Annotated in this window: 13 protein-coding genes; 4 read left to right on the top strand and 9 right to left on the bottom strand. The window is 60.4% G+C overall.

All coding sequences use genetic code 11. The features are described from left to right. The 4 genes from mmsB to J2T09_RS01030 all read left to right on the top strand — a co-directional run bounded on the left by mmsB (position 1) and on the right by J2T09_RS01030 (position 4,679). Entirely contained in the window at positions 1-1,191 is a 1,191-nt protein-coding gene (gene mmsB / locus J2T09_RS01045; protein WP_306830134.1) for a multiple monosaccharide ABC transporter permease, read from the top strand. Positions 1,192-1,603: 412 nt separating this feature from the next. Continuing rightward, on the top strand, positions 1,604-2,731 hold the full coding sequence (locus J2T09_RS01040) for a hypothetical protein (RefSeq protein ID WP_306830133.1): 1,128 nt from the start codon (positions 1,604-1,606) through the stop codon (positions 2,729-2,731). Between the two features lie 5 nt (positions 2,732-2,736). Further along, the gene (locus tag J2T09_RS01035; RefSeq protein ID WP_306830131.1) at positions 2,737-3,564 is read left to right on the top strand and encodes a DUF4198 domain-containing protein; all 828 of its coding nucleotides are present in this window, start codon (positions 2,737-2,739) and stop codon (positions 3,562-3,564) included. A gap of 5 nt (positions 3,565-3,569) precedes the next feature. Beyond that, on the top strand, positions 3,570-4,679 hold the full coding sequence (locus J2T09_RS01030; protein WP_306830129.1) for a HupE/UreJ family protein: 1,110 nt from the start codon (positions 3,570-3,572) through the stop codon (positions 4,677-4,679). A gap of 702 nt (positions 4,680-5,381) precedes the next feature. Here J2T09_RS01030 and J2T09_RS01025 read toward each other — a convergent pair. The 9 genes from J2T09_RS01025 to J2T09_RS00985 all read right to left on the bottom strand — a co-directional run bounded on the left by J2T09_RS01025 (position 5,382) and on the right by J2T09_RS00985 (position 20,418). Then, entirely contained in the window at positions 5,382-10,223 is a 4,842-nt protein-coding gene (locus J2T09_RS01025; RefSeq protein WP_306830127.1) for a GMC oxidoreductase, read from the bottom strand. 27 nt (positions 10,224-10,250) lie between these two features. After that, positions 10,251-12,761 (bottom strand): hypothetical protein, encoded by a 2,511-nt coding sequence (locus tag J2T09_RS01020; RefSeq protein ID WP_306830125.1) that lies wholly within the window; start codon positions 12,759-12,761, stop codon positions 10,251-10,253. Positions 12,762-12,822: 61 nt separating this feature from the next. After that, on the bottom strand, positions 12,823-13,362 hold the full coding sequence (locus tag J2T09_RS01015) for a hypothetical protein (protein ID WP_306830123.1): 540 nt from the start codon (positions 13,360-13,362) through the stop codon (positions 12,823-12,825). Positions 13,363-13,649: 287 nt separating this feature from the next. Continuing rightward, on the bottom strand, positions 13,650-14,291 hold the full coding sequence (locus J2T09_RS01010) for an aspartate/glutamate racemase family protein (RefSeq protein WP_306830120.1): 642 nt from the start codon (positions 14,289-14,291) through the stop codon (positions 13,650-13,652). Further along, complete coding sequence (locus J2T09_RS01005) at positions 14,288-15,061, bottom strand: aspartate/glutamate racemase family protein (protein WP_306830119.1); 774 nt, start codon at positions 15,059-15,061, stop codon at positions 14,288-14,290. Before J2T09_RS01005 ends, J2T09_RS01010 begins: the two co-directional genes overlap by 4 nt. A gap of 26 nt (positions 15,062-15,087) precedes the next feature. Continuing rightward, complete coding sequence (locus J2T09_RS01000; RefSeq protein WP_306830117.1) at positions 15,088-15,702, bottom strand: cysteine hydrolase family protein; 615 nt, start codon at positions 15,700-15,702, stop codon at positions 15,088-15,090. After that, a complete protein-coding gene (locus J2T09_RS00995; RefSeq protein ID WP_306830114.1) occupies positions 15,699-17,789 on the bottom strand; it encodes a hydantoinase/oxoprolinase family protein in 2,091 nt (696 codons plus the stop codon). The genes J2T09_RS01000 and J2T09_RS00995 overlap by 4 nt, the downstream gene beginning before the upstream one ends. Beyond that, positions 17,786-19,522, bottom strand: a complete 1,737-nt coding sequence (locus tag J2T09_RS00990; protein ID WP_306830112.1) for a hydantoinase B/oxoprolinase family protein — start codon at positions 19,520-19,522, stop codon at positions 17,786-17,788. The genes J2T09_RS00995 and J2T09_RS00990 overlap by 4 nt, the downstream gene beginning before the upstream one ends. Continuing rightward, complete coding sequence (locus J2T09_RS00985) at positions 19,519-20,418, bottom strand: isocitrate lyase/PEP mutase family protein (protein WP_306830110.1); 900 nt, start codon at positions 20,416-20,418, stop codon at positions 19,519-19,521. Before J2T09_RS00985 ends, J2T09_RS00990 begins: the two co-directional genes overlap by 4 nt. Positions 20,419-20,420 lie beyond the last annotated feature (2 nt).

Genomic DNA, 20,420 nt, shown 5'->3' with positions numbered 1-20,420 from the left:
ATGAGCACTCCACAGGAAGCAGCGGTCGCCCCGAAGGCGGGCACCGGGTTCTGGAAGGAAAACCTTCGCGATTACGGCATGCTGATTTCGCTTGTCGTCATCGTCATCTTCTTCCAGATCGCCACCGACGGCATTCTCTTGAGGCCGCTCAACGTCACCAATATCGTCCTGCAGAACTCGTATATCGTCATCATGGCGCTCGGCATGCTGATGGTCATCGTCACCGGCCATATCGACCTGTCGGTCGGTTCGGTGGCGGGCTTTATCGGCGGTCTCGCTGGCCTGTTGATGGTGCGCTGGGGTGTTGATATCTGGCTTGCCATCATCGCCTGCCTTGTGGTCGGCGGCATGATCGGTGGTGTCCAGGGCTATTTCGTCGCCTATTTCAAGATACCGTCCTTCATCGTCACGCTGGCCGGCATGCTGGTCTTCCGTGGCTTCATGATCGCCATTCTCGGCAGCCAGGCCATCGGCCCGTTTCCGCCGATCTTCCAGAAACTGTCCTCGGGTTACGTCGCTGAACTGATCTCCTCGGATGGCGGCATCTACATCACCTCCTTCCTGATCGGCATCGTGCTGGCCTGCCTGCTCGTCTGGCAGAATTTCCGCAGCCGTTCGCGTCGTCTCATGCACCAGGTGGAAAGCGAACCCTTCGGTTTCTTCGTGGCCAAGAACATTCTGGTCTTCGCAGCCGTCGGTTATGTCGCCTACCTGATCTCTTCGCATCGCGGCCTGCCCAACGTGCTGATCATCATGGCGGTGCTGATCGTCGCCTATGGTTTCTTCACCAACCGCACCATCCTCGGCCGGCAGATCTATGCCGTCGGCGGCAATGCGCGTGCAGCGGAACTGTCGGGCATCAAGACCACGCGTCTGGTGTTCTGGACCTTCGTCAATATGGGCGTTCTGGCAGCCCTTGCCGGCCTCGTCGTTGCAGCCCGCCTCAACAGCGCCACGCCGAAAGCCGGTACCGGCTTCGAGCTTGACGTCATCGCGGCCTGCTTCATCGGCGGTGCCTCGGCTTATGGCGGTGTCGGCAAGGTCACGGGCGCGGTCATCGGCGCGTTCCTGATGGGTGTGATGAACAACGGCATGTCCATCCTCGGTATCGGTATCGATTACCAGCAAGTCATCAAGGGGCTGGTGCTTCTCGGCGCCGTTTGCGTGGACGTTTATAACCAGCGCCGTTGATCTTTTCCGGCAAGGGGCTTCCCTTGCCGTGATTTTGGAGCCGGCCCTGCCACCTGTTTTATCCAGGTGGCAGGGCCGGCTTTTTTTGTCATTGCCGTCAGCCGACAACCCATCTCGGCCATGGCATTGCGCATCGGCAGTACCATTGAAACCAACCAATGCGGAACAATTGATTTTTGTTGCCTTCGGCAAATGTCATGATAAGGTGAAATTCAATCATAGATTGCGAATGCCGTTGGTGCTTATAGCCACCACGGTACCGTTGCGCGCAGGCGAAAACGGCGAGTGCAGACATCTGGCATATATGGGAATAGATGGGTAAGGGCTTTCGGGGGATGGTCTTATGTCCGCAGCATTCGTGTCTTTTTGCCGCTATTGGTGTGTCTGGCGTCGTTGGCTGCTGATGCCGCTCATGGTTGTGTCCACTGTTCTGGCGCCGTCCCTTGTGGCGGCGTCCGACCATGCCGATCCGCTCAACCTGACCGATCCCGAAGCGAACATCACCGATCTGTTCTTTTACCCGGATGGCGAGGACATGATCCTGACCTTCGATGTCCGTCGGTCGCTGCGCAAACCAAAACCCTACAATCTCAGCGAATATCTCTATCAGATACACATGGATTTCACGACGCCGGTCACCTTTGGAAAGCCGGATGATCTGGCGCGGTACGGCGGCACGATCGAGACACCGCGCCTCATCCATCCCGATGTGACGATTTCGATCCGGCTGAATGACGACACCAGCGTGAAAGAACTCAGCTCGAAGGAAATCGATACGAGCAAGTTCGTTCGTTATACCGGCGTTCGTGACGATCCCTTCGTGTTTCCGCGCTTCTTCAAGCAGAACGCGATTGCCATGGTCATTCGCGTGCCGAAAACCGCGTTTCCGCCGGGCCAGCGCGATTTCATCCTCTGGGCCACCACATCCAAGAACGGCAAGCGGATTGATCATGTCGGGCGCTCGCTTCGCAGCCAGTTGCCGCGTTTCGGCTTCCTCAACGATCTGGATCCCAAGGATCAGGTGGCGGCGCTGCTCAAGCGCAAGGCGTTTCTGGATGATACCTACACGTTCTTTCGCCAGAAACGTGAAAGCTGGTCCAAGGGGATCGCCGATCTGCTGCAGTTCACTTTCCAGCTTCGAAAATACGACGCGCAGCCCGATGTGATGATCTACAGCACGCAATTCCCGCCGGGTTTTCCGAACGGGCGCAAGCTGGAGGATGATGTCGTCGCGCAAGCCTGCGCGACCGGTGATTGCCTGTTGCAGGAAATCTCGTTCATCGAGGGGGATTGGCCACGGGCTGACGTTAACGACAAGCCATTCCTGAAAACCTTTCCTTATCTCGCCGAACAATGGCCCGATCAGGCCGAACCACCGGCACCGACGGCCAGCATTTGGCCCTATGTCATCCTGCTTGTCGTTGTCCTTGCCGTCGTCTTCTGGGCTTTGGTCGAGCTCATCCGCAGGCTGGCGATCTGGCTTTGGCGCTGGTTGCGCGAGCGGTTCGCGTCCAAAACCATTGCCTCTCCGGTCCGGTAAGGCAGATGGCGACAGGTCATTGCCGAACCGGCGCGTCAGGGCAATGGACGCGAGTGTATCCGGTCTGCGCTTTTCTGTTGCTGGTCGCCGGGCGGGCCGATGCTCATGACTTCTGGATCGAGCCGTCCTCGTTTCGACCGAAGCCCGGATCTGTCGTTTCCGTGGGGCTGCGGGTCGGCGAGAATTTTATCGGCGACCCGGTACGGCGACACTCCAGCCTCATCAAGCGTTTTACGGTTCTCCAGGGCGAAGAAGAGCAGCCCATCTCCGGCTCCGACAATATCGATCCGGCCGGCCTGTTCGAGGCTGAGGGGCAAGAGACCGCACTGATCGTTTATGAAGGCGGTGGTTCGCAGGTCGATCTCCCGGCAAAACGCTTCGATGACTATCTGATCCAGAACGGATTGAGCGAGATTGTCGCCGAGCGTGCCAGACGCGGCGAACAGGACCGCGCCGGTCGCGAGCGGTTTTATCGCAATGCCAAGGCTGTCCTTGCCGGCAGATATCGAAATGACCGTGTCACAATACCGATCGGGCTGCGGTACGAAATCGTTCCGCTGGAGGACCCGACCGGCGAAACGGCGACACTCGACATGCAGTTGCTGTTTAACGGCGAACCGCTTTCCGGGGCGCAGGTAGAGGCAATCTCCAGGGACTGGCCGAAGGCCGGAATCGTCATGCAATCGGATGCCGAAGGCAAGGTGCGCATGCACCTGCCGCAGGCGGGCGTCTGGATGATCCGCTCCGTGCATATGCGGCGTGCCGGATGGTTCTCAGATGTGGATTGGGAAAGCGACTGGGCTTCACTGACATTCGAGAGATTGGGGGATTGAAGGCAATGGCGAAACGTAACTGGTGTATCTGTTTTTTTATCGCGTTGTTGGGGCTGTTGCCGTCTCTTCCTGCCTTGGCGCACGAGATCGGTACGACCAGCGTTCGCCTGACGCTCGGCGTCGATAAACGCTGGTCCGTGGAGGTTACCACGGCGCCGACAATTCTGATCAACCGGCTGGAGGGGGAACGGAACCTGCCGCTCAGTCGCGACCTGACCGAGGCACAGGCGCGCGCACGGCTGCAAATGCTGCTGCCCGTTCTGGCGCCGCATATGCAATTGCGTTTCGGCCCGCAGGCGGTCGAGGTCGAACCCGCCATCGCAGAGATGGTCATCCCCGATGACATCACCCTTCCGGCCTTTGTGACTTTGCGCGCGAACGGCCCCGTTCCTGCTCAGGCCGAGACGTTATCCTGGCGTTATGAGCTGGTTTTCAGCACCTATGGGTTTGTGGTGGTGGACGAACTGCGCGGCATATCCGAGACGCAATGGCTGGAGGGCAATCAGGAGAGCAAGCCTTTCGCCATGACCGGCAATGTTGAAAAACAGCCGCTTTCCGGCCTGATGTTGCAATATCTAGAGCTTGGTTTCCTGCATATCCTGCCGGAAGGGCTGGATCACATCCTCTTCGTGCTCGGCATCTTTCTTCTGTCGCCGCATTGGCGTCCGATTCTCGTTCAGGTCACGGCATTCACGCTGGCACATTCGGTGACTTTGGGTTTGAGCATGTATGGCATCGTCAGCCTGCCCTCCCACATCGTCGAACCGCTGATCGCGCTTTCCGTTGCCTATGTGGCAATCGAAAATATCGCCACACGAAACCTGTCGCCGTGGCGGCCGGTCGTCGTGTTCTGTTTCGGGCTGCTGCACGGTCTGAGGTTCGCCGGTGCGCTGCAGGAGCTGCAGCTTCCCCGCGCCGATATCATTCCGGCGCTGATCAGCTTCAACATCGGCATCGAACTGGCGCAACTCGCCATTATCGCAATTGCCTATTTCGGCTTTGCCGTCTGGTTTCAGCGCCGCAACCTGTACCGACCCTATATGGTCATCCCCGCTTCCGTGATCATCGCGGCAATTGGCCTGTTCTGGACGGCGGAGCGGGTGCTGGAATTGTGAACTGGCAGCGTTGCGACGTGCAAAAGACAATCGGTCGCTTCCGTTGCCGAGCCGCCGACGCCCCTCCAGATGTCAAGTTTTTGAACCTGTCGTTCACCTCGTCGCACGATGGTGCGCGCCAATCGGTATGGAGCTGAGAGGTGCCGGCAGACGAATGCGGGCGCAAGCTTCAAACTCAGCATCTATGCCGATCTTCATTACCGCACTTCCGATCCGGGCCTCCTCATGGTGCGTGTCAGGGCTGTCGCATATGGTCCCCCTCTGGCCTGCCGCCTCCATAGGGGGAGAAGATCAGTGGCAAGCGCTTGCCTCAACTGAGCTTTGGCGGATCAGCCGCATTAAGTGGCACCACCTTTTTGTGCGCGCAAGGATGGGCAGAAACAGGAGGGGCTCTGCGAGGGTTGGGTTTGGGCGGGTCTTTTGCATATGCGATAGGTCTGCGGTTGCCGGAGTAACGTCAGGCGCATGCCTGCGGGAAAGCGACATCGACGGACACTTGATCAAGTTTAGGCTTGCAACAGCGGACAAAAACATGCCGGCTCCCGGCTCCCGGCTCCCGGCTCCCGGCTCCCGGCTCCCGGCTCCCGGCTCCCGGCTCCTGGCTGCGCGAAGGTTTGGCTGACGCGAAATCCGCGCCGGGGCGTCTGGTGCCGCCCCGTGTCCAAGGTCCGTCGCCGTGCCTCGATTGCACCAGCAAATACGCTATCCAAAAACGCTGTTGCCGGCACATTCACCCAGAGAACGGTAGCTTTCCCACTGATCGTCCTGGAAGAACTGGTCCAGCGTCGATTGGTTGGGAAAGGCCTCGTTGACCACGGCATAGTTGGTGACATCGGCCGGGACCTTGGGGGCCAGGTTCGCCTTGATGAACAGAAGCCAGCAATCCTGTTTCTGCGCATCCCTGAAGCAGACGCGAGCGAAAGCCGCGGTTACAGGTCCGTTGCGTTTTATGCTGTCGAGACTGCCGATGGCCAAAGGCTGCTTGATCACCTCTTGAATAAAATCCGGGATCTTGATGGCGTTTGGTAAAGCCTGCGCGGCATTCTGCAGGCCGGCCCATGGTGACGCGCCGGGGATGGCAATGCCGGGATCAAGCCAGGTGATCTCGGCGCCGAAGTCGAGCCGCACTTGCCGCATCAGGATGGCCACATCCTCCATCTGGTATTTTGGGTCGGCGCCGGCGTCTATCGCGATGATCAGCGGCAGACGCCGGCGGATCAGTTCGTAGACGCCGGTATTTTCGAAATGTCCGTCATCGCTGAGATACCAGCGTTCTGCATTCGGACCCTCGAACCGCGCGCGCCATTCGTTCAGGATGATGGCCTGAACCGCGAAGAGCCATGCGGGCCAGCTTTTTATCTTTCGCCAGATACCCGGTGGATAGCGGCCGGGCCGGTCACCGGCACTGAGACCACTGTTCCACCAATAACCGAGACGGATGTTCAAAAGACCGAGGAGCAGTGCCATCGGCAAGCTGGTATAACGGCCGGCACCGGTCGATTTTGCCGCAGCCGAGATCGCCATCCAGCGACCCACCGTCAACTGCTCCACCTCGACCTTGTGACCTTTGCGACTTTCAAACGGGTGGAAGGCATTCGGGTCGGGGAATACCGGTATGGCTTCCACCGCCCGGTGGTCTCGCCGGACCCATTTTTTCGTCGTCGATGTGGCGGCGTCGGCCTGTTTTTCAGGCTCGGGTTTCCACAGGGCGTGATATCGCGTGCCGACACTGATGCCGCAGGGGCCGAGTGCCATGGCCAGCCCCTTGTTGCCACGCAACTGGCGGCCGGATTGATAGTCCACCGTTTCATTGAGGCAGACATTGATGAGGTGAAGCGGCCCACCGTGACGTTCGGGATGGTAGTCGGTCAAGAAAATATCGTCGCCGCTGTCGGAAACCTGCACGGGCACGGCCACATCGGGGCCGAGCGGGTGCACGCGATTGTTGTTGGACGCGCCGAGGAAGGTCCGCGTCAGCTTCTGAGTGAAAGACTGCTGCAGCGAGGAAAGGTTGGCGAACTTGTAGGCGTGGCCCATCGCCAGCGATACGAAGAACGCCGCGCCGAAAAGCCATGCCCCGATCGTTCCATCCCGGTTGAATGCGTGATGGACCAGGGCATCGACGGCAATGAAGAAAATGGCGGCGAGACCAAAACTTAAGGCGTTGACGGTGATGCGCTGCCGCAATGTCGGTGGCAGGCTGCTGGCAATCTCGGTTGTGCTGCGCGGCAGCAGCCTTGTCACGATGCTGCGCAGCAGCAGCAGAAATGGCGGCGCGGCAATAACCGTTGCAGCCATGAAAGGCATGCTGGTGTCGTCGGAGAAATACCGCGCAAAACTGTCGAGCAGAACGAATACGACGGAAACGCCCAGCAGGAAAAGCGAGGATCCGAGCGCCCGCGACAGACGGTTGCGGTAAAGCGCGACATAATCCGTTCCCGCCGGTGCCGGCGGTTTGCGCCACCGCAGGACTTCCTGCAGGACCCATGCCAGCAGCAGCACGACGATGGCGACCGCCGCAGGCAGAAGCAGGGAGGGGAGGGTGAGCGCGAAGATGGCAGCGCCCAGCAGGGCCGTCCAGGAGAGCGTGCCTGTAAGGGAATAACGCCAGCGCGAACCCGGATTGGCGAGCAGCCAGTAACCGACCGCCAGCGGAATGACCGAGGCAAGCGCAATGACGACGGACGCGATCCACCATGGAGAAACCTCAATGCCGCCAAGGCCCCAGTTCGGTATCTCGACGGGAATCCACTGGCCGAGCCAGTTCGGCATCCATGACGGCACATCGACGGACGTGATATTGCAGGCGGTGCATTCGTCGACCGCCATGGCCGCCGCTGCTTGGTCCGCCATCGGCTCGCCGGCTTTGCCCGGCGCACTCGCAATCGCCTGGACGGTGAACAGGGTATCGGCGAGCCAGCGCAGGGCACTCAAGGCCGTCACGGCCAAAGCCGCAATGCAGAACAGCATGGTCGTCAGGTTTCGGGAAATGATGGCGATGTCGGTTTCGAAATCCGACCGCCCACCGCCGATGAGGTAATCGGCATTGCGACGTAACCACCAGACTTCAGAGGATGTCTGATTGGTCAGGGTCTCTGCGACGTCGTCTTGTGGATTGCGTTCGCCCAATTTCAGTCGTGTAAACAACCGGCCGAGAAAACCACCGATAAACCCGCCGCCCGAAACGGTGGACAGAAAATCGATCCTTTTAAGCACACCATTCCTGGCAAGCGCCTGAAGAACGCCGAGACTATAGGTGGCGCTGCGAATGCCGCCGCCTGAAAGCGCCAGACCAATGCAGTCTTGTGGCAGAGCCGGTTCTGGTGTGCCCGCGGTTGCGGCAGGTTCATTCAGGGGCACCTCGGCGATAATGCGCCGTTCCTTTACAGCGGCAGCTTCACGCGCCACAAGGCTTTCCGGGTAGGTGGGATGGTCTGCAAGGATGGTATCGGCGGCTTTTTCGCCGATCATGAAAACCGGTGTGACGATGAAATAACCGGGAATGCGCGGAAAGACCGAAGCATCGACCACACGCAGGCGCTCGACGCCATGAACGCGGAACTTGCTGTCCAGCACGGCCCCTTCGTCCTTCAAATTCTTCACATTCGCCCGCCATGGATCGCGGCCCATGCGACATGTGCCGCAGGCATGATGTCCCCAGGCCTGCTGCCGCACCCAGTCGTTCAGAGCTTCTGCGGTGGTCAAATCCTTGCCCGGTTGAATCTCTTTCCTGAGACCCTTGATCTTCAGGTTGGTGTCGCGAATATGACCGACCGTTTCGACCAGCGCATAGGCATCCTTGTCGTCTGCGCCGCGCGGAAAGGAGTTGAAATCGATATCAGGCACATCGAACGGATCCGCCGTGCGCAGCCGCACAAGGCCCTGATTGTTGTCGGTATAGGCCTTCAGGATGACCCAGCTCCACAGGTCGCGCTGATCCCGGCCGGCCCCCTTGGTGGGCCATAACAATTCCTTCGACCAGCCCCAGTAATACCCACGGAAAGCCGCCGGAATACCGAATACGAAGAGATCGGGATCATGCTTGCGGGTGTTGACGTTGGAGGACATCATGAAGGCAAGCGCGCCGCCATTGGTGGCGTAAAGCCCGCCGTGATCCGTGCGCCATTTTTTCAGAAGCGGATCGCTGGTCTTGTCGGGATCGCCCGGCGGAATGGATGGATCGGGCTGGAATGTCGCATCCTTCAGCGTCGAAAAATCCTGCTTCAGTTCGGACACGACGCTGACTTCGTAACGATCCTGCAGATTGCGCCCGACGCCCGGCAGGTTGATGACCGGCGAGACGAGATCGCCCGCCGCATCGCGTGGGCCGTCGATACCCATCTTCTTGAGGTGGGTGGCATCGCCTATGCCGCTCAGCATCAGCAATTGCGGCGTATTGAACGAGCCGCCGGAAACGATGACTTCCTTGTTCGCGAAATATTGCCGCCTCTCGCCCGTTGGGGCCCGTTGCCCCCGGCTGGCCTTGTAGAGGTTCGCCCCCAGTTCGACCTCTACACCGACGGCGCGCGGCGGATCCGAACGGCCCTGTTTCTCGAAAATCAGCCGAGTGGCATGGGTGTCCGTCTTCAGCGTCAAGGCGTTTTTCGGATCGTTCGCCACCTTCAGAAGCCATTCCCGCAGGCCGATGCGGCGGCTGCCATCCGTTCCGATCGAGATCAGGGAAAGGTGGGCGCGGTTGGGCACATATTTGGCGCGGGCATTGGGATCGAGAAACTGCAGGATCTGCAGATGCGTTGCCGCCTCCTTGAAGGCGCGGGAGGCGCTTCTGCCCGAAAGTGCCGACCAGACCACGTCGAACAGCAGTTTCAGGAAAACCCGGTCGCCACGCACGATGGCGGCGATCACCAGAGGATCGATGAAGCTGGTCGGCTGCCAGCCCTTGTGGCCATGGCCGTTCGGGTCAAGGTGAACGGCCGGGTTGATCTTGGCGGCCACCCATTGAACCAGCCGCAGAAACTTGCCGAAATACCCCCGATAGACAGCGTAATAGAGACAATTCTCGATCTTCGGAAAATAGCCCTGCATATGTTCCGAACGCCAGGTCTGGTCGCCGGTTCGATCGGCGATGTCCTCCCAGTCGGAGTCATTCGGTCGGATGATGATCATTGCATGGTGAGAGGTGCAGCCACCCAGCGCTGCGGCGCGCGGGTAAAATATGCCGCCCTTGCCGATGCCGCCGTTGCGGGACGGGTCCATGGCCGGATCGTATTTGTTATCCTCCGCCTGCTTGCTGTCATTGCCGTAATGGCGAACGGAAAAGTCCCAGCTCGTTACCTTGTCTTCCGTGGCCGCTGCGTGAAAGGCGGGGATCGTATAGGTTTCCTCCGGGTATTCCTGACCGGCTGTGGCGGTATCCGATCCCGCCTCGATGACCAAAACCTTCTGGCCGGCCAGCGCCAGCCGGGCAGCCAGAGGTCCACCACCGGCACCGGAACCGATTACGATATAATCGTAATGCGTCTCCTCCGCGCCGACGGGCGAGGGCAGTTCCGCGACAGTGGCGGGCGATGATTGCTCGTTCATGGCAGTGCAACCTTCGAATTGGCGTGATCAGAGGGTTTTGAGGAATGCCTTCAACTGCGTTTTTTCGTCGTCGCCCAGTGTTTCCGCGAACCAGTGACCGCGATCGAGCACGAAGTCCGGTGATTTGCTTGCGCGCATCAAGGGTTCTGCTGCCTCGTCGCGGAACGCGTTCCAGGCGGCGTCTCCGGTCAGGTTGTCCCTTTGAACCAGCAGGATACCCCGCACCAGCCCGAACACGGCACCCGACATGACCGGCAGAGAAGCCTGCGGGTTCATGTTCATCAACAGGTTGACCGGGGTGCCCTGCGGCACCGGGCCGACCCGCAGATTGCCGGATTTGCCATCAACGAAATTGCTGGCGAGATGCGCGGTATAAAGGCTGCCGATGGCCAGCAGGGCGAAAACGATGCGTCCGACCAGCCGCCAGGGCAGGGCGAACCACAGGAGAAGCGCAATCACCGTCGCGCCGATGGGCAGAAGCCACAGAGCCGGATAGATGGTATCCACGCCACTCACGCGCAAGAGAGCTGCGGTGATCACCGCCACCAGTGCGAAAACGAAACCCGCATGCCGGGTCTGTCCGACCAGGGCGAAGGCGACAAAGATGACGGCCAGCGCCACCCACAGTCCACATGTCAGGAACGATACCCATGTCGGCCCAACCACGCCGGTCAGCAGCGGTTTGATGAAGCCCGGCGCAAAATCGATATAGCTGGCCTGCGTGGTGCGGTAGATGAAACCGGCATCGCCGCTGGCAACCGTGATCGCCTTGTCGCCACGCAGGTCGCCCGGCAGGCGAAATGTGCTCGACTTGCGTTTCTCCGGCCAGAGGATCTTGTCGATCCCGTCATCGAAGGCTTCGAGGCGGCCCTTGATGGAGGGGTTGTGCGTATATTTGCCCAGCGCATTGTTGTGCAGATAGGGTGCCGTCGCCCACAGGCTGATCAGCGACGCCGGGCGATAATAACCGGGTCCGTTGGCCGGGGCGGTAAAGCTGTCATTATTGCCCCATTGGTCGGTCGGCTTGCCGGAAAACGGGTTGAAGAAATGGATGTCGCCGACCGAGGGCAGGGCCTTATAGGTTTCCGAGGAGAAATTGTCCCACATCTGCCCGCGCATGGCATTGGTGCCCAGGGCGCGACCGGAATTGGTGCCGACAAGGGTGATCGGAATGCGGATTTCATTGGCAAGGAAATTGCCCTTGATAAAGGCATCGCCGTCCGCCGCTGGCTGGCCGGCCAGAGCGGAAATCTGGCGGACATATTCGCCATAGGCCTGCGTCTTGAGGAATGCCGGCCAGGCGGCAAAATCCATCGGCAGGGTGAGGGCAGGCGGTGAGCCCTGCTTGAGCCAACGCGAGACTTGGTCGCCGCGCCCGAATTTCAGGTCAAAACCCACTGGCTGCTTGCTGGAGTGGCAGATAGCGCATTTTTCCACGAAGACACCACGGCCTTTCAGCGCTTCCGCCTTCTCCATCTCGATGATCGATTTGCCTTCGGCCGTGTCGCCGAGCAGCATCGGCCGCGTCACGCTTTCACCACGGCTCGGGCTCGGATAGGTGAAGAACGCCGCGAGATAAGGAATGCGGTATTTGTCGGTGGCGCGCCAGTAGACCGAGTTTTTCAGATTGGTCGCCACCGCGAAAGGCTTTTGCGGGCGAAAACCGATAACGGTGTTGTGCAGGCGTTTCCACTCTTCCGAATAGGCCCCGATATTGAGATAGACGCGTGACAGCGCCCCGAAGACACCGACGCTGTCGGCTCCATCCAGCAACACGCGTGGCGTGTGGCGCGGATTGGTGCCCTGTGTCGGGTCCTCGATCTGCGGGATCAGCAGATTGGATGAGCTCTGGTCTTCCGGCAGGTTGGTCGCGGCGCGTGCGAGGCGTGCCGGCAGGTCGAAAATCGCGGTGATCGTGTTGGCATTGTTGATCTGGTCGGTGCTGACCAGCGACGTGTCGATGGTGCCGGGCTGCTGGCTGGCGAGGAACTGGTAGATGAAACTGTCCTCACGCTGCAGGTTGGTGAAGGTGGTCTCGGGTTTCCAATACTGGCCGCCGATCGTGCTCGAGAGGTTTTTCCATTCCGGATGCTCTACATCGGTCGGCGGAAACAGCGGATGCGGGGCAATATGGCAAAAGCCACAGGACATGCTGACGCGGAAGGGGCGCACCAGCTTCGGGTCCTTGCTCACCCATTTCTTGGGGTCGTAGTAAGCGTTGTCACCGGGAACGATCACCTTGTCGTTCCAGTATTTGCGGGCATCGCCGGCCGCTTTAGTGTCGCCAAAAAAATCCGGGTTGAGAAACAGACGCAGCCCCAGAATGCCGCTGGGATAACCGTAGATCGCCGGATCAAGCCCGTCATCGGCCAGTTTTGAGAGGGTGTCCTTGTAAAGCGGGTAATCACCGACCGGAAAAAGCTGCTGTACCGGTTTGGAAGGATCGGCAGAACCGGTTCCCGGCAGGCGCACATTCGGTCCAGCCTGATCAATGAAGAGGCCCAGGATCCGTTGGTCTTCGGCCGTGCGAGGCACCATTCCCGGTTGGTTGGTGAGGCCACTTCGCTTGAAGCGCGTGCCTGATTTTTCGATCTCTTCTTTAGTGGGAGTGCGATCCTTGGGCAAGGGTATGCCACGGTCGCGGGAATCCAGCAGAACGAGAAAATCCGTCAGACCATAACCATGCTTGCTGTACCCAGTTCCAGAAGATCTCGTTGCCTTCGCCCCAGAACATCCATGTGTTCTTGCCGCGAATGGCGTCATGAGCAGTCGCGCTATTATCGTAATCGAACGGTTGCGGTTCGCCGTTCGGACCGGGAAGGCTGTCGAGATCGGGCAGGACATTGCGCCCCTCCGCCGGAAATTCGTCCTCGTTGCGTTTGATAACGGGCGTGCCCGCCTCGGTTATACCGCTTTGCGCCTCGTCTTCCGGTGCATCGATATCGAGCTGGTTCGGATAGGCATTCCAGCCGGGCGTCAGGCCGGGTTGCAGTGATGCCGAAGGATAATCCGCCGGCCCGCCAAATGCTGTCGCCGCCGGCAGCAAGAACAGGCCGGCAAGCATAAGACAGTGCCACCGGCGCGCCTTCTTATGGCGCAGCTGTTCGGACGGCATGATGGTTTCAGGCAGGCCAGCCATGATCGTACCCCCTCTTGTTGAAATGCCCAGACGCAGCCGCTCTCCCCACATGCGAGCGGACGCCATGCAATGCGATGCGATGCGATTAAAGGCTTGAAACGTCGAGAGGCCCTGTCGGCAGGTTCAGGGCTGAATGTCTATGGATGCAACCATAAGTGACAATGTATCTTAAATTGATTTTGGTTTGGCAAGTGCCAAAATTCAACTTATGAGCGATTTGTTAAATTGGATGCACCGATGTTTCGGAGCGACGCATCTGGCCGTGAGATGAAGCCGGTGGGTGGGTTTCAGATCGACAGCGCCGCGATCAGTTCCGCCTTTCGAACCTGCGGTGCGGGATAGGCGTGGCGGCTATGTGTGAGGCCAAGCCCAATCAGGCTTTCAGCGATCTTCAACGAGACGGCGACCGGATCGATCAGCGTCGCCGATCCCGCCGGTTGCATCCGCTGCCGAGCCTCGCCCGCTAGGATGATTATCTCCGGCCCATCCTTACGAGCCATGTCCGTTTCGGCTGGCTCGATGCCTGCGCAGCGGGTATCGAGCCCGTAATCGTGGACGAGTTTTTTCGCGCGCACGCGGTCGCGATCTGTTGAGACAACCGAAAAGCGCTCGCCCAGCGTCAATGCGTATAACATCGAGGATCGGCCTGCCGTCACGACCGGGATATCCAGCACGGAGCGCAGCGCGTTTGCGCCATAATCACCGAAATCGGCAAGGCAGACGGCCTGAAAACCTTCCGACTGCGCATCCTGCCCGGCTGTCAGAATAGCGAGGTCGGCCAGCGCCCAGTCATGCGCACCGATCGGCGGGCAGGATGGATAGGCCACGCGGCGGTGTTCGATCTTCGTGTCAGCATCCAGCACGCCGGAGACCACAACATCATCCGGCAGATCGAGATCGGTGGGCGAGAGAAGCAGGATACGGGTCATTTCGAACCTCCGGCAAGGCGCGCAGCGATGTCGCCCATGGCGGCCAGTTTTTCCGCCGCGATATGCGAGGGAGCGGGATAGGAACTGCGCGCATGGCTGAGCTTCAGCTTGATGGCAGCATCGGCCAGCCGGTAGGTGAGCGGGCCGGGATTGATGATCGGCACCGGTAGTCGTTCGGCCAGATAGGCATGCGCCTCATGCATCGTGGTCGAACCGAGGATGATCACATCGGCACCGTCCACTTCCACACATTTCATCGCCGCCTCGTAGAGCGCTGGAAAAAACTCCTCCTCCTTGCCGGCCAGCAGGCTCTGGTTGTTTGGCTGCAGCCCGGCGGATCTGAGTGAGGCGCATTTGTGGCTCAGGCCAAGCTCCGCCAGTGTTTTTGTGTAGAGATGCCGCCAGCGGTCCCACATGGCGAGGATGGAAAACTTTTCGCCCAGCATCAGCGCCGCCAGCATGGCGTGGCGGCCGGGACCGATGACCGGGATATCGAGCACGGAGCGCAGGGCCGACATGCCGCTATCGCTCATCGTATCGATGCAGACGGCATCATAACCATCCTTCTCAGCCTGCAGCCCCGCCTCCAGAATGCCGATGTCGGCGAGAACGGAATCCTGCTGGCTGACATAATTGGCGGGCGCGATGCGCACCGGCTTGAAGTCGAAATCGATACCGTCGCCGAGACGCACCGCATTCAGCTGCGCCCGGCGTTTGGAAAGATTGTCGTCATCCATCGGAAAGGGGACGATCACCAGAACCTTGGCCACACTCTTCTCCTTCCTTTGTCTTTTCGTTATTGCGCGGAAAGTTCCGCGCAGATGGTTTCGATGGTCGCGATACGGGCGACCGGTTTCAGCGCTTCAATCGCGGTGTCATGCACGGAAGGAGAAAAGGCCGCACAGCCGTCCGACAGCACGGTTGTATCGAAATCGCGCACATGCGCATCCCGCACGGTGGAGGCAACGCCGCCATTGGTGACGATGCCGCCGACGATCAGGCGCTCGATGCCGCATTTCCTCAAAACCCATTCCAGCCGGGTCATGTAGAAGGAGGAATAGGCGACCTTTTCCACCACCAGATCGGCGGGGCCGAGGCTGTCGACCAGCGCATTGCCCCAGCTGCCCGGCGCAAAATCGCCCTTGCCGAGAAAGGGGCGTAATTCCTTCAGGTGCGGCGAAATAATCGGTTCCCCGCCCTTGGCCGGCACCAAAGTGAACTGCGCCGAGATGATATAGCCACCCTTCTGCCGAAGGACGTCCACCAGTGGCTTGATCCGCTCCGGCAGGGCGGCAATTTCCGCAGCACCCTGACCGGCGCGGCCATAGGCACCGTTCGGGGCCAGGAAATCATTGGTGAGATCGACCATGATCAGGCCGGTCTTTTCAATGGGGATCGAATGGCCGCTCATGGCTTGCGCTCCATGATGACATTGCCGAATTCATCGACACGGGCGCTCAGGTCCGGATCGACCAGCACGGTCGCATCCGGCTGTTCGAGAATGGCCGGGCCATCGATGACAGCACCCACCGGCAGGTCCAGACGGGCATAGATGGCCGTATCGTGCCAGCCGCCGTCGAACCACACTTGTCTATTGCCGAGTTTGGCCTGATCCACGGTCGTGCCCGGTTCGGGTGCCAGTGCGGCGAGGCTGAAATGCGGGCGTCGACCGATGGCGGAGGTGCGCAGGTTGACGATCTTTGCCTGCAATCCCGGCAGGAGACGGCTGAACGAAGCCTGATAGGCGGCATCGAACGCTGCCTGTACTATGGCTCGGGTCACACCGGTCGAGCCGTTTTCGATCGTCACCGGCAAAGGCACGGCGACGGTATGCGTCTGGCCGAGATAATGCATGTCGAGTTCGAACACGAGATCGATGCCATCGATCGGCAGACCAGCTTCCTCGACGATTTTTCGAGCCGCTTCCGCTTCCTCGACCATGCGGCGATCCAGCATGTTGGTATCAAGTGCCTCGACCGTGAGGTTGACGGTCTGCACCTGATCGTGGCGGATATCGGCGATGACGCAGCCGAGCGCCGAGGTGACGCCGGGATAACGCGGCACAAGTGCGGCCTGCAGGCCGACATCCTTGATCAGAGCGCCGGCATGCAACGCGCCGCCGCCGCCGAAGGGAACGGCGACGAATTTCGCCGGGTCATGCCCGCGTTCGATGGAGACGAGACGAATGGCGCCGGCCATGCGTCCGTCGGCGATTTTCACGATGGCTTCCGCCGCTTCCATGACGCTAAGGCCGCAGGGTTTTGCCACATGCTCCTCGATCGCTTTTCTCGCGGCCTCGACATCCAGCCGTGCCAGCTTGCCGCCGATCGGGCGTTCGGCATTGATGCGACCGAGAACGATATTGGCGTCGGTCAAAGTCGGGCGGGTGTTGCCCTGACCGTAGGCGACCGGGCCGGGACGCGAGCCGGCGCTTTCCGGGCCGACCTGCAACAGACCGCCGGCATCGACATGGGCGATCGAACCGCCACCGGCGCCGATCGTGGTGATCTCGATCATCGGTGTGCGGATGACGAGGCCGAAATCGATCGTCGTCTGTGCGGCAAGCGCGGTTTCGCCTTCCACCACCAGCGAAACGTCGAAGGACGTGCCGCCGAGATCGCCGGTGATGATGTTGGGGAAACCGGCCGCCTTGGAAATCGCGGCTGCGGCAATGACACCCGCCGCCGGTCCGGAAAGCGCGGTGCGCACCGGCAGGCGGCGGGCCGTTTCGGTCGACATCACGCCGCCGTTCGACTGCACGATGTGAAAGCGGCCCCCAAAAGCTTCGCTCTTCAGGGCATCGCTCAGCTTGCGCAGATAACCGCCGACAACCGGCTGCAGATAGGCATTGAGCGCGGTGGTGGAGGTGCGCTCGAATTCGCGGATTTCCGGCAGAATTTGCGAGGAGCAGGCGACATTGTCGTTCGGCCAGACGGATTGTGCGGCTTCAAGCGCCAGCATCTCGTTTTCGGAATTGGCATAGGCATTGATGAACACGATGGCGAGCGCTTCCGCGCCTAATGCCAGCGCGCGGCGGGCAGCGGCGCGCACCTCTTCCACATCCAGCGTCTGTCGCACGGTGCCATCGGCCAGCACGCGTTCATTCACCTCGAAACGCAGGTCGCGTTCGATCACCGGCACAAAGTCGCCCCACAGGCCCCAGGTGTTGAGGCGGTCGCGGCGCCGCATTTCCAGAACATCGCGGAAACCGGCCGTGGTGATCAGCGCCGTGCGGGCGCCCTTGCGCTCCAGCAGCGCATTGGTGCCGACGGTGGTGCCGTGCACGATGGAGCCGAGATCGGCAACCGGGCCGAAGGTTTTCAGGCCTTCGAGAAAACCGGTTGCCTCGTCACCACGGTTGGATGAAACCTTTGCGGTGCGGAAACGTCCTGCCGCCGCGTCATAATAGAAAAGATCGGTAAACGTGCCGCCGACATCGACACCGACGACTGAGGTTCCGACAGGTGAGTTGCCCTCTGGTTTGACATGGGTGTTCATGCGGCAACTCCTTCACGCAACTGGCTGGTCATCTCGAAATCGATATTGCCGTCGGTATCGGTCGCAACGCCGTAGACGTCTCGCGCGGCTTCTCGGCTGACGAAACCGAGGCGCACGTCGCGCGCCACCTTTTCCGCAGGCCGTGTCATCGGATTGCCAAAACCGCCGCCGCCGGGCGCTTCGATGCGAACACGCTGGCCGGGTTTTACGCGCACATCGGCAACCTTGGAGGCGAGCGGCGGCGAGTGCTCGCCGTCATCCGCCTGCCAGACAAAGCGGTTGAGCGCCGCCTCGGTGCCGCCGGCGACACCGAAGGGAGCATAGACGCCACGTTCGCCGAGCAGAAAAACGTCGGCATCGGTCATCGGCTCGACTTCGTAGATCGCGCCGACACCGCCGCGATGATAACCGGCACCGGCGGAATCCGGCCGCAGCGCCCATTGGGTGAAGAGAACCGGATAGGATGCTTCCATGATTTCCGCCGGCGGAATGGTCGCCATGGAGATGGGGTTATTGGCGTGGTTGAGGCCATCGCTTTCCGGGTTGCCGCCAAGGCCACCGCCAAAGAAGGAGAACATCACGTAACGCGAACCGTCATCGCGATAACCGGCAATGGAGAGTGCATTGATCGTGCCGAACGGGCCGGCGGTGGCACGGGCCGGATCGGCCTTGGCCAGTGCGCCGAACACCGTGCCGATGACGCGCAGAATGGTTTCGGTATAACCGCCGACCGGTTTCGGCGGTTTTACGCCCAGAAGCGTGGTTTCGGGAATGATGAACTCGATCGGCCGCAGGCAGCCGGCATTGGCCGGAACGCTGGTGAAAACGTGTTTCAGCGCCACGTAACAGCATGCCGCCGCGGTCGAATAGGCGATGTTGAGCGGCCCGGCGCAAGGGCCGGAGGAGCGGGAAAAATCCAGCACCATCTCGTCGCCCTTGATGGTCAGGTCGAGCGCGATCGTCAGTCGGTCGGGCGTTATGCCGTCATTGTCGAGATAATCCTCGAATGTATAGGTGCCGTCCGGTAACGCCCGGATGGCCTCGCGCATCATCGCCTCGGCGCGGTCGGAAAAGGCCTCGAAAGCTGCTTCCACCGTGTCGTCGCCATAACTGTCCAGCAGTTCCGAAAGCCGGCGTTCACCCAGATCCAGCGCATTCAACTGGCCGTTCAGGTCACCGTAATTGGACATCGGTACGCGCGAATTGGCGGAAAGAATTTCGACGATATCGTTGTTGATGACACCCCTGGAAAACAGCTTTACGGGCGGAATGCGTACGCCTTCCTGAAAACTCTCGGTCGCCTTGGCGTTGAAACCGCCCGGCACGTTGCCGCCGATATCCAGCCAGTGGCCGACGGAGGCGATCCAGCAATAGAGTTTTCCGCCGCGAAACACCGGGCGAACGAGACGAAAATCGTTGAGATGTGTGCCGCCGGCATAAGGATCGTTGAAGAGATAGGTGTCGCCGGGATTGAGGTCGCCGTCCTTCGCCACCTTGTCGATCACGGCCTTCACCGCAAAAGCCATGGCACCGACAAAGATCGGCAGGCCGCGTGTGCCCTGCACCAGCGTTGCGCCGGTTTCCGCGTGGTAAAGGCCGTGGCAGGCGTCGCGGGCCTCGGCAATGATCGGGTTGAAGGCGGAACGGTAAAGGGTGGCATCCATCTCGTCGGCGATCTGTTCGAGACGGCCGTTGAGGATGGCCAGTGTTACCGGATCGAGTGTCTTGGTCATGCTGCGCCGTCCTTGTTCGAAGCGCCTGTCGAAGGGGCAAAGTTTTCGTAATTGCGGCCGGCCGCCAGCATGGCCGGGGTGCCGATCAACTCGTTAAGTTCGTTGAACTGGAACATGCGGTCACGGAACGGCTCGTTGGTGCCGTTGGCACGCAGCGAGCGGTAATAATCCTGCGCCGTGCGGGCCATGGCGCGCACGATGCCGCCTGGGAAGATGACGATCTTGAAACCGAGCGTGCCCAGTTCTTCCGCCGTCATCAGCGGCGTGTCGCCGCCTTCGACCATGTTGGCGAGCAGCGGCAAGCGAGGGGAAAGCGCCTTGCAGACGGCCTCCAGCTGATCCCTTGAGCGCGGCGCCTCGACAAAAAGAATATCGGCGCCGGCATCGGCATAAAGCGAGGCGCGTTCGATCGCCTTTTCAAACCCTTCGACGGCGACGGCATCGGTGCGCGCGATGATCAGCGTTTCGTCACTCAGGCGGGCATCGACGGCGGCCTTGATCTTGCCGGCCATTTCCTCGGCCGAAATCAGTGACTTGTCCTGCAGGTGGCCGCAACGTTTCGGCATGGTCTGGTCTTCGAGCTGGATGGCGCTGGCGCCGGCACGCTCGAATGTCCTGACGGTTCGAAGCACATTCAGTGCGTTGCCGTAACCATTGTCCGCATCGACGATCAAAGGCGTGTCGATCCGCTGGCGCACCAGTTCGATCACATCGGCCACTTCCGACATCGACACGAGGCCGATATCGGGACGGCCAAGCCTCGTATAGGCGATTGCCGCACCCGACAGATAAAGCGCGTCGAAACCGGCATCGGTGGCGATGGACCCCGTCAGGGCGTCGAAAATGCCGGGGGCAACGATCGGGCCCGGACGGGAAAGCAGGGATTTCAATGTCATGT

It is taken from the genome of Neorhizobium huautlense (assembly GCF_030811685.1).
Classification (GTDB): Bacteria; Pseudomonadota; Alphaproteobacteria; order Rhizobiales; family Rhizobiaceae; genus Neorhizobium; species Neorhizobium huautlense_A.
This window is presented reverse-complemented; position numbering and strand designations above follow the sequence as displayed.

Coding starts and splice junctions, on each gene's coding strand:
- mmsB (WP_306830134.1), top strand. CDS start 1: ATGAGCACTCCACAGGAAGCAGCGGTCGCCCCGAAGGCGGGCACCGGG.
- J2T09_RS01040 (WP_306830133.1), top strand. CDS start 1,604: ATGGTTGTGTCCACTGTTCTGGCGCCGTCCCTTGTGGCGGCGTCCGAC.
- J2T09_RS01035 (WP_306830131.1), top strand. CDS start 2,737: ATGGCGACAGGTCATTGCCGAACCGGCGCGTCAGGGCAATGGACGCGA.
- J2T09_RS01030 (WP_306830129.1), top strand. CDS start 3,570: ATGGCGAAACGTAACTGGTGTATCTGTTTTTTTATCGCGTTGTTGGGG.
- J2T09_RS01025 (WP_306830127.1), bottom strand. CDS start 10,223: ATGAACGAGCAATCATCGCCCGCCACTGTCGCGGAACTGCCCTCGCCC.
- J2T09_RS01020 (WP_306830125.1), bottom strand. CDS start 12,761: ATGGTGCCTCGCACGGCCGAAGACCAACGGATCCTGGGCCTCTTCATT.
- J2T09_RS01015 (WP_306830123.1), bottom strand. CDS start 13,362: ATGGCTGGCCTGCCTGAAACCATCATGCCGTCCGAACAGCTGCGCCAT.
- J2T09_RS01010 (WP_306830120.1), bottom strand. CDS start 14,291: ATGACCCGTATCCTGCTTCTCTCGCCCACCGATCTCGATCTGCCGGAT.
- J2T09_RS01000 (WP_306830117.1), bottom strand. CDS start 15,702: ATGAGCGGCCATTCGATCCCCATTGAAAAGACCGGCCTGATCATGGTC.
- J2T09_RS00995 (WP_306830114.1), bottom strand. CDS start 17,789: ATGAACACCCATGTCAAACCAGAGGGCAACTCACCTGTCGGAACCTCA.
- J2T09_RS00990 (WP_306830112.1), bottom strand. CDS start 19,522: ATGACCAAGACACTCGATCCGGTAACACTGGCCATCCTCAACGGCCGT.
- J2T09_RS00985 (WP_306830110.1), bottom strand. CDS start 20,418: ATGACATTGAAATCCCTGCTTTCCCGTCCGGGCCCGATCGTTGCCCCC.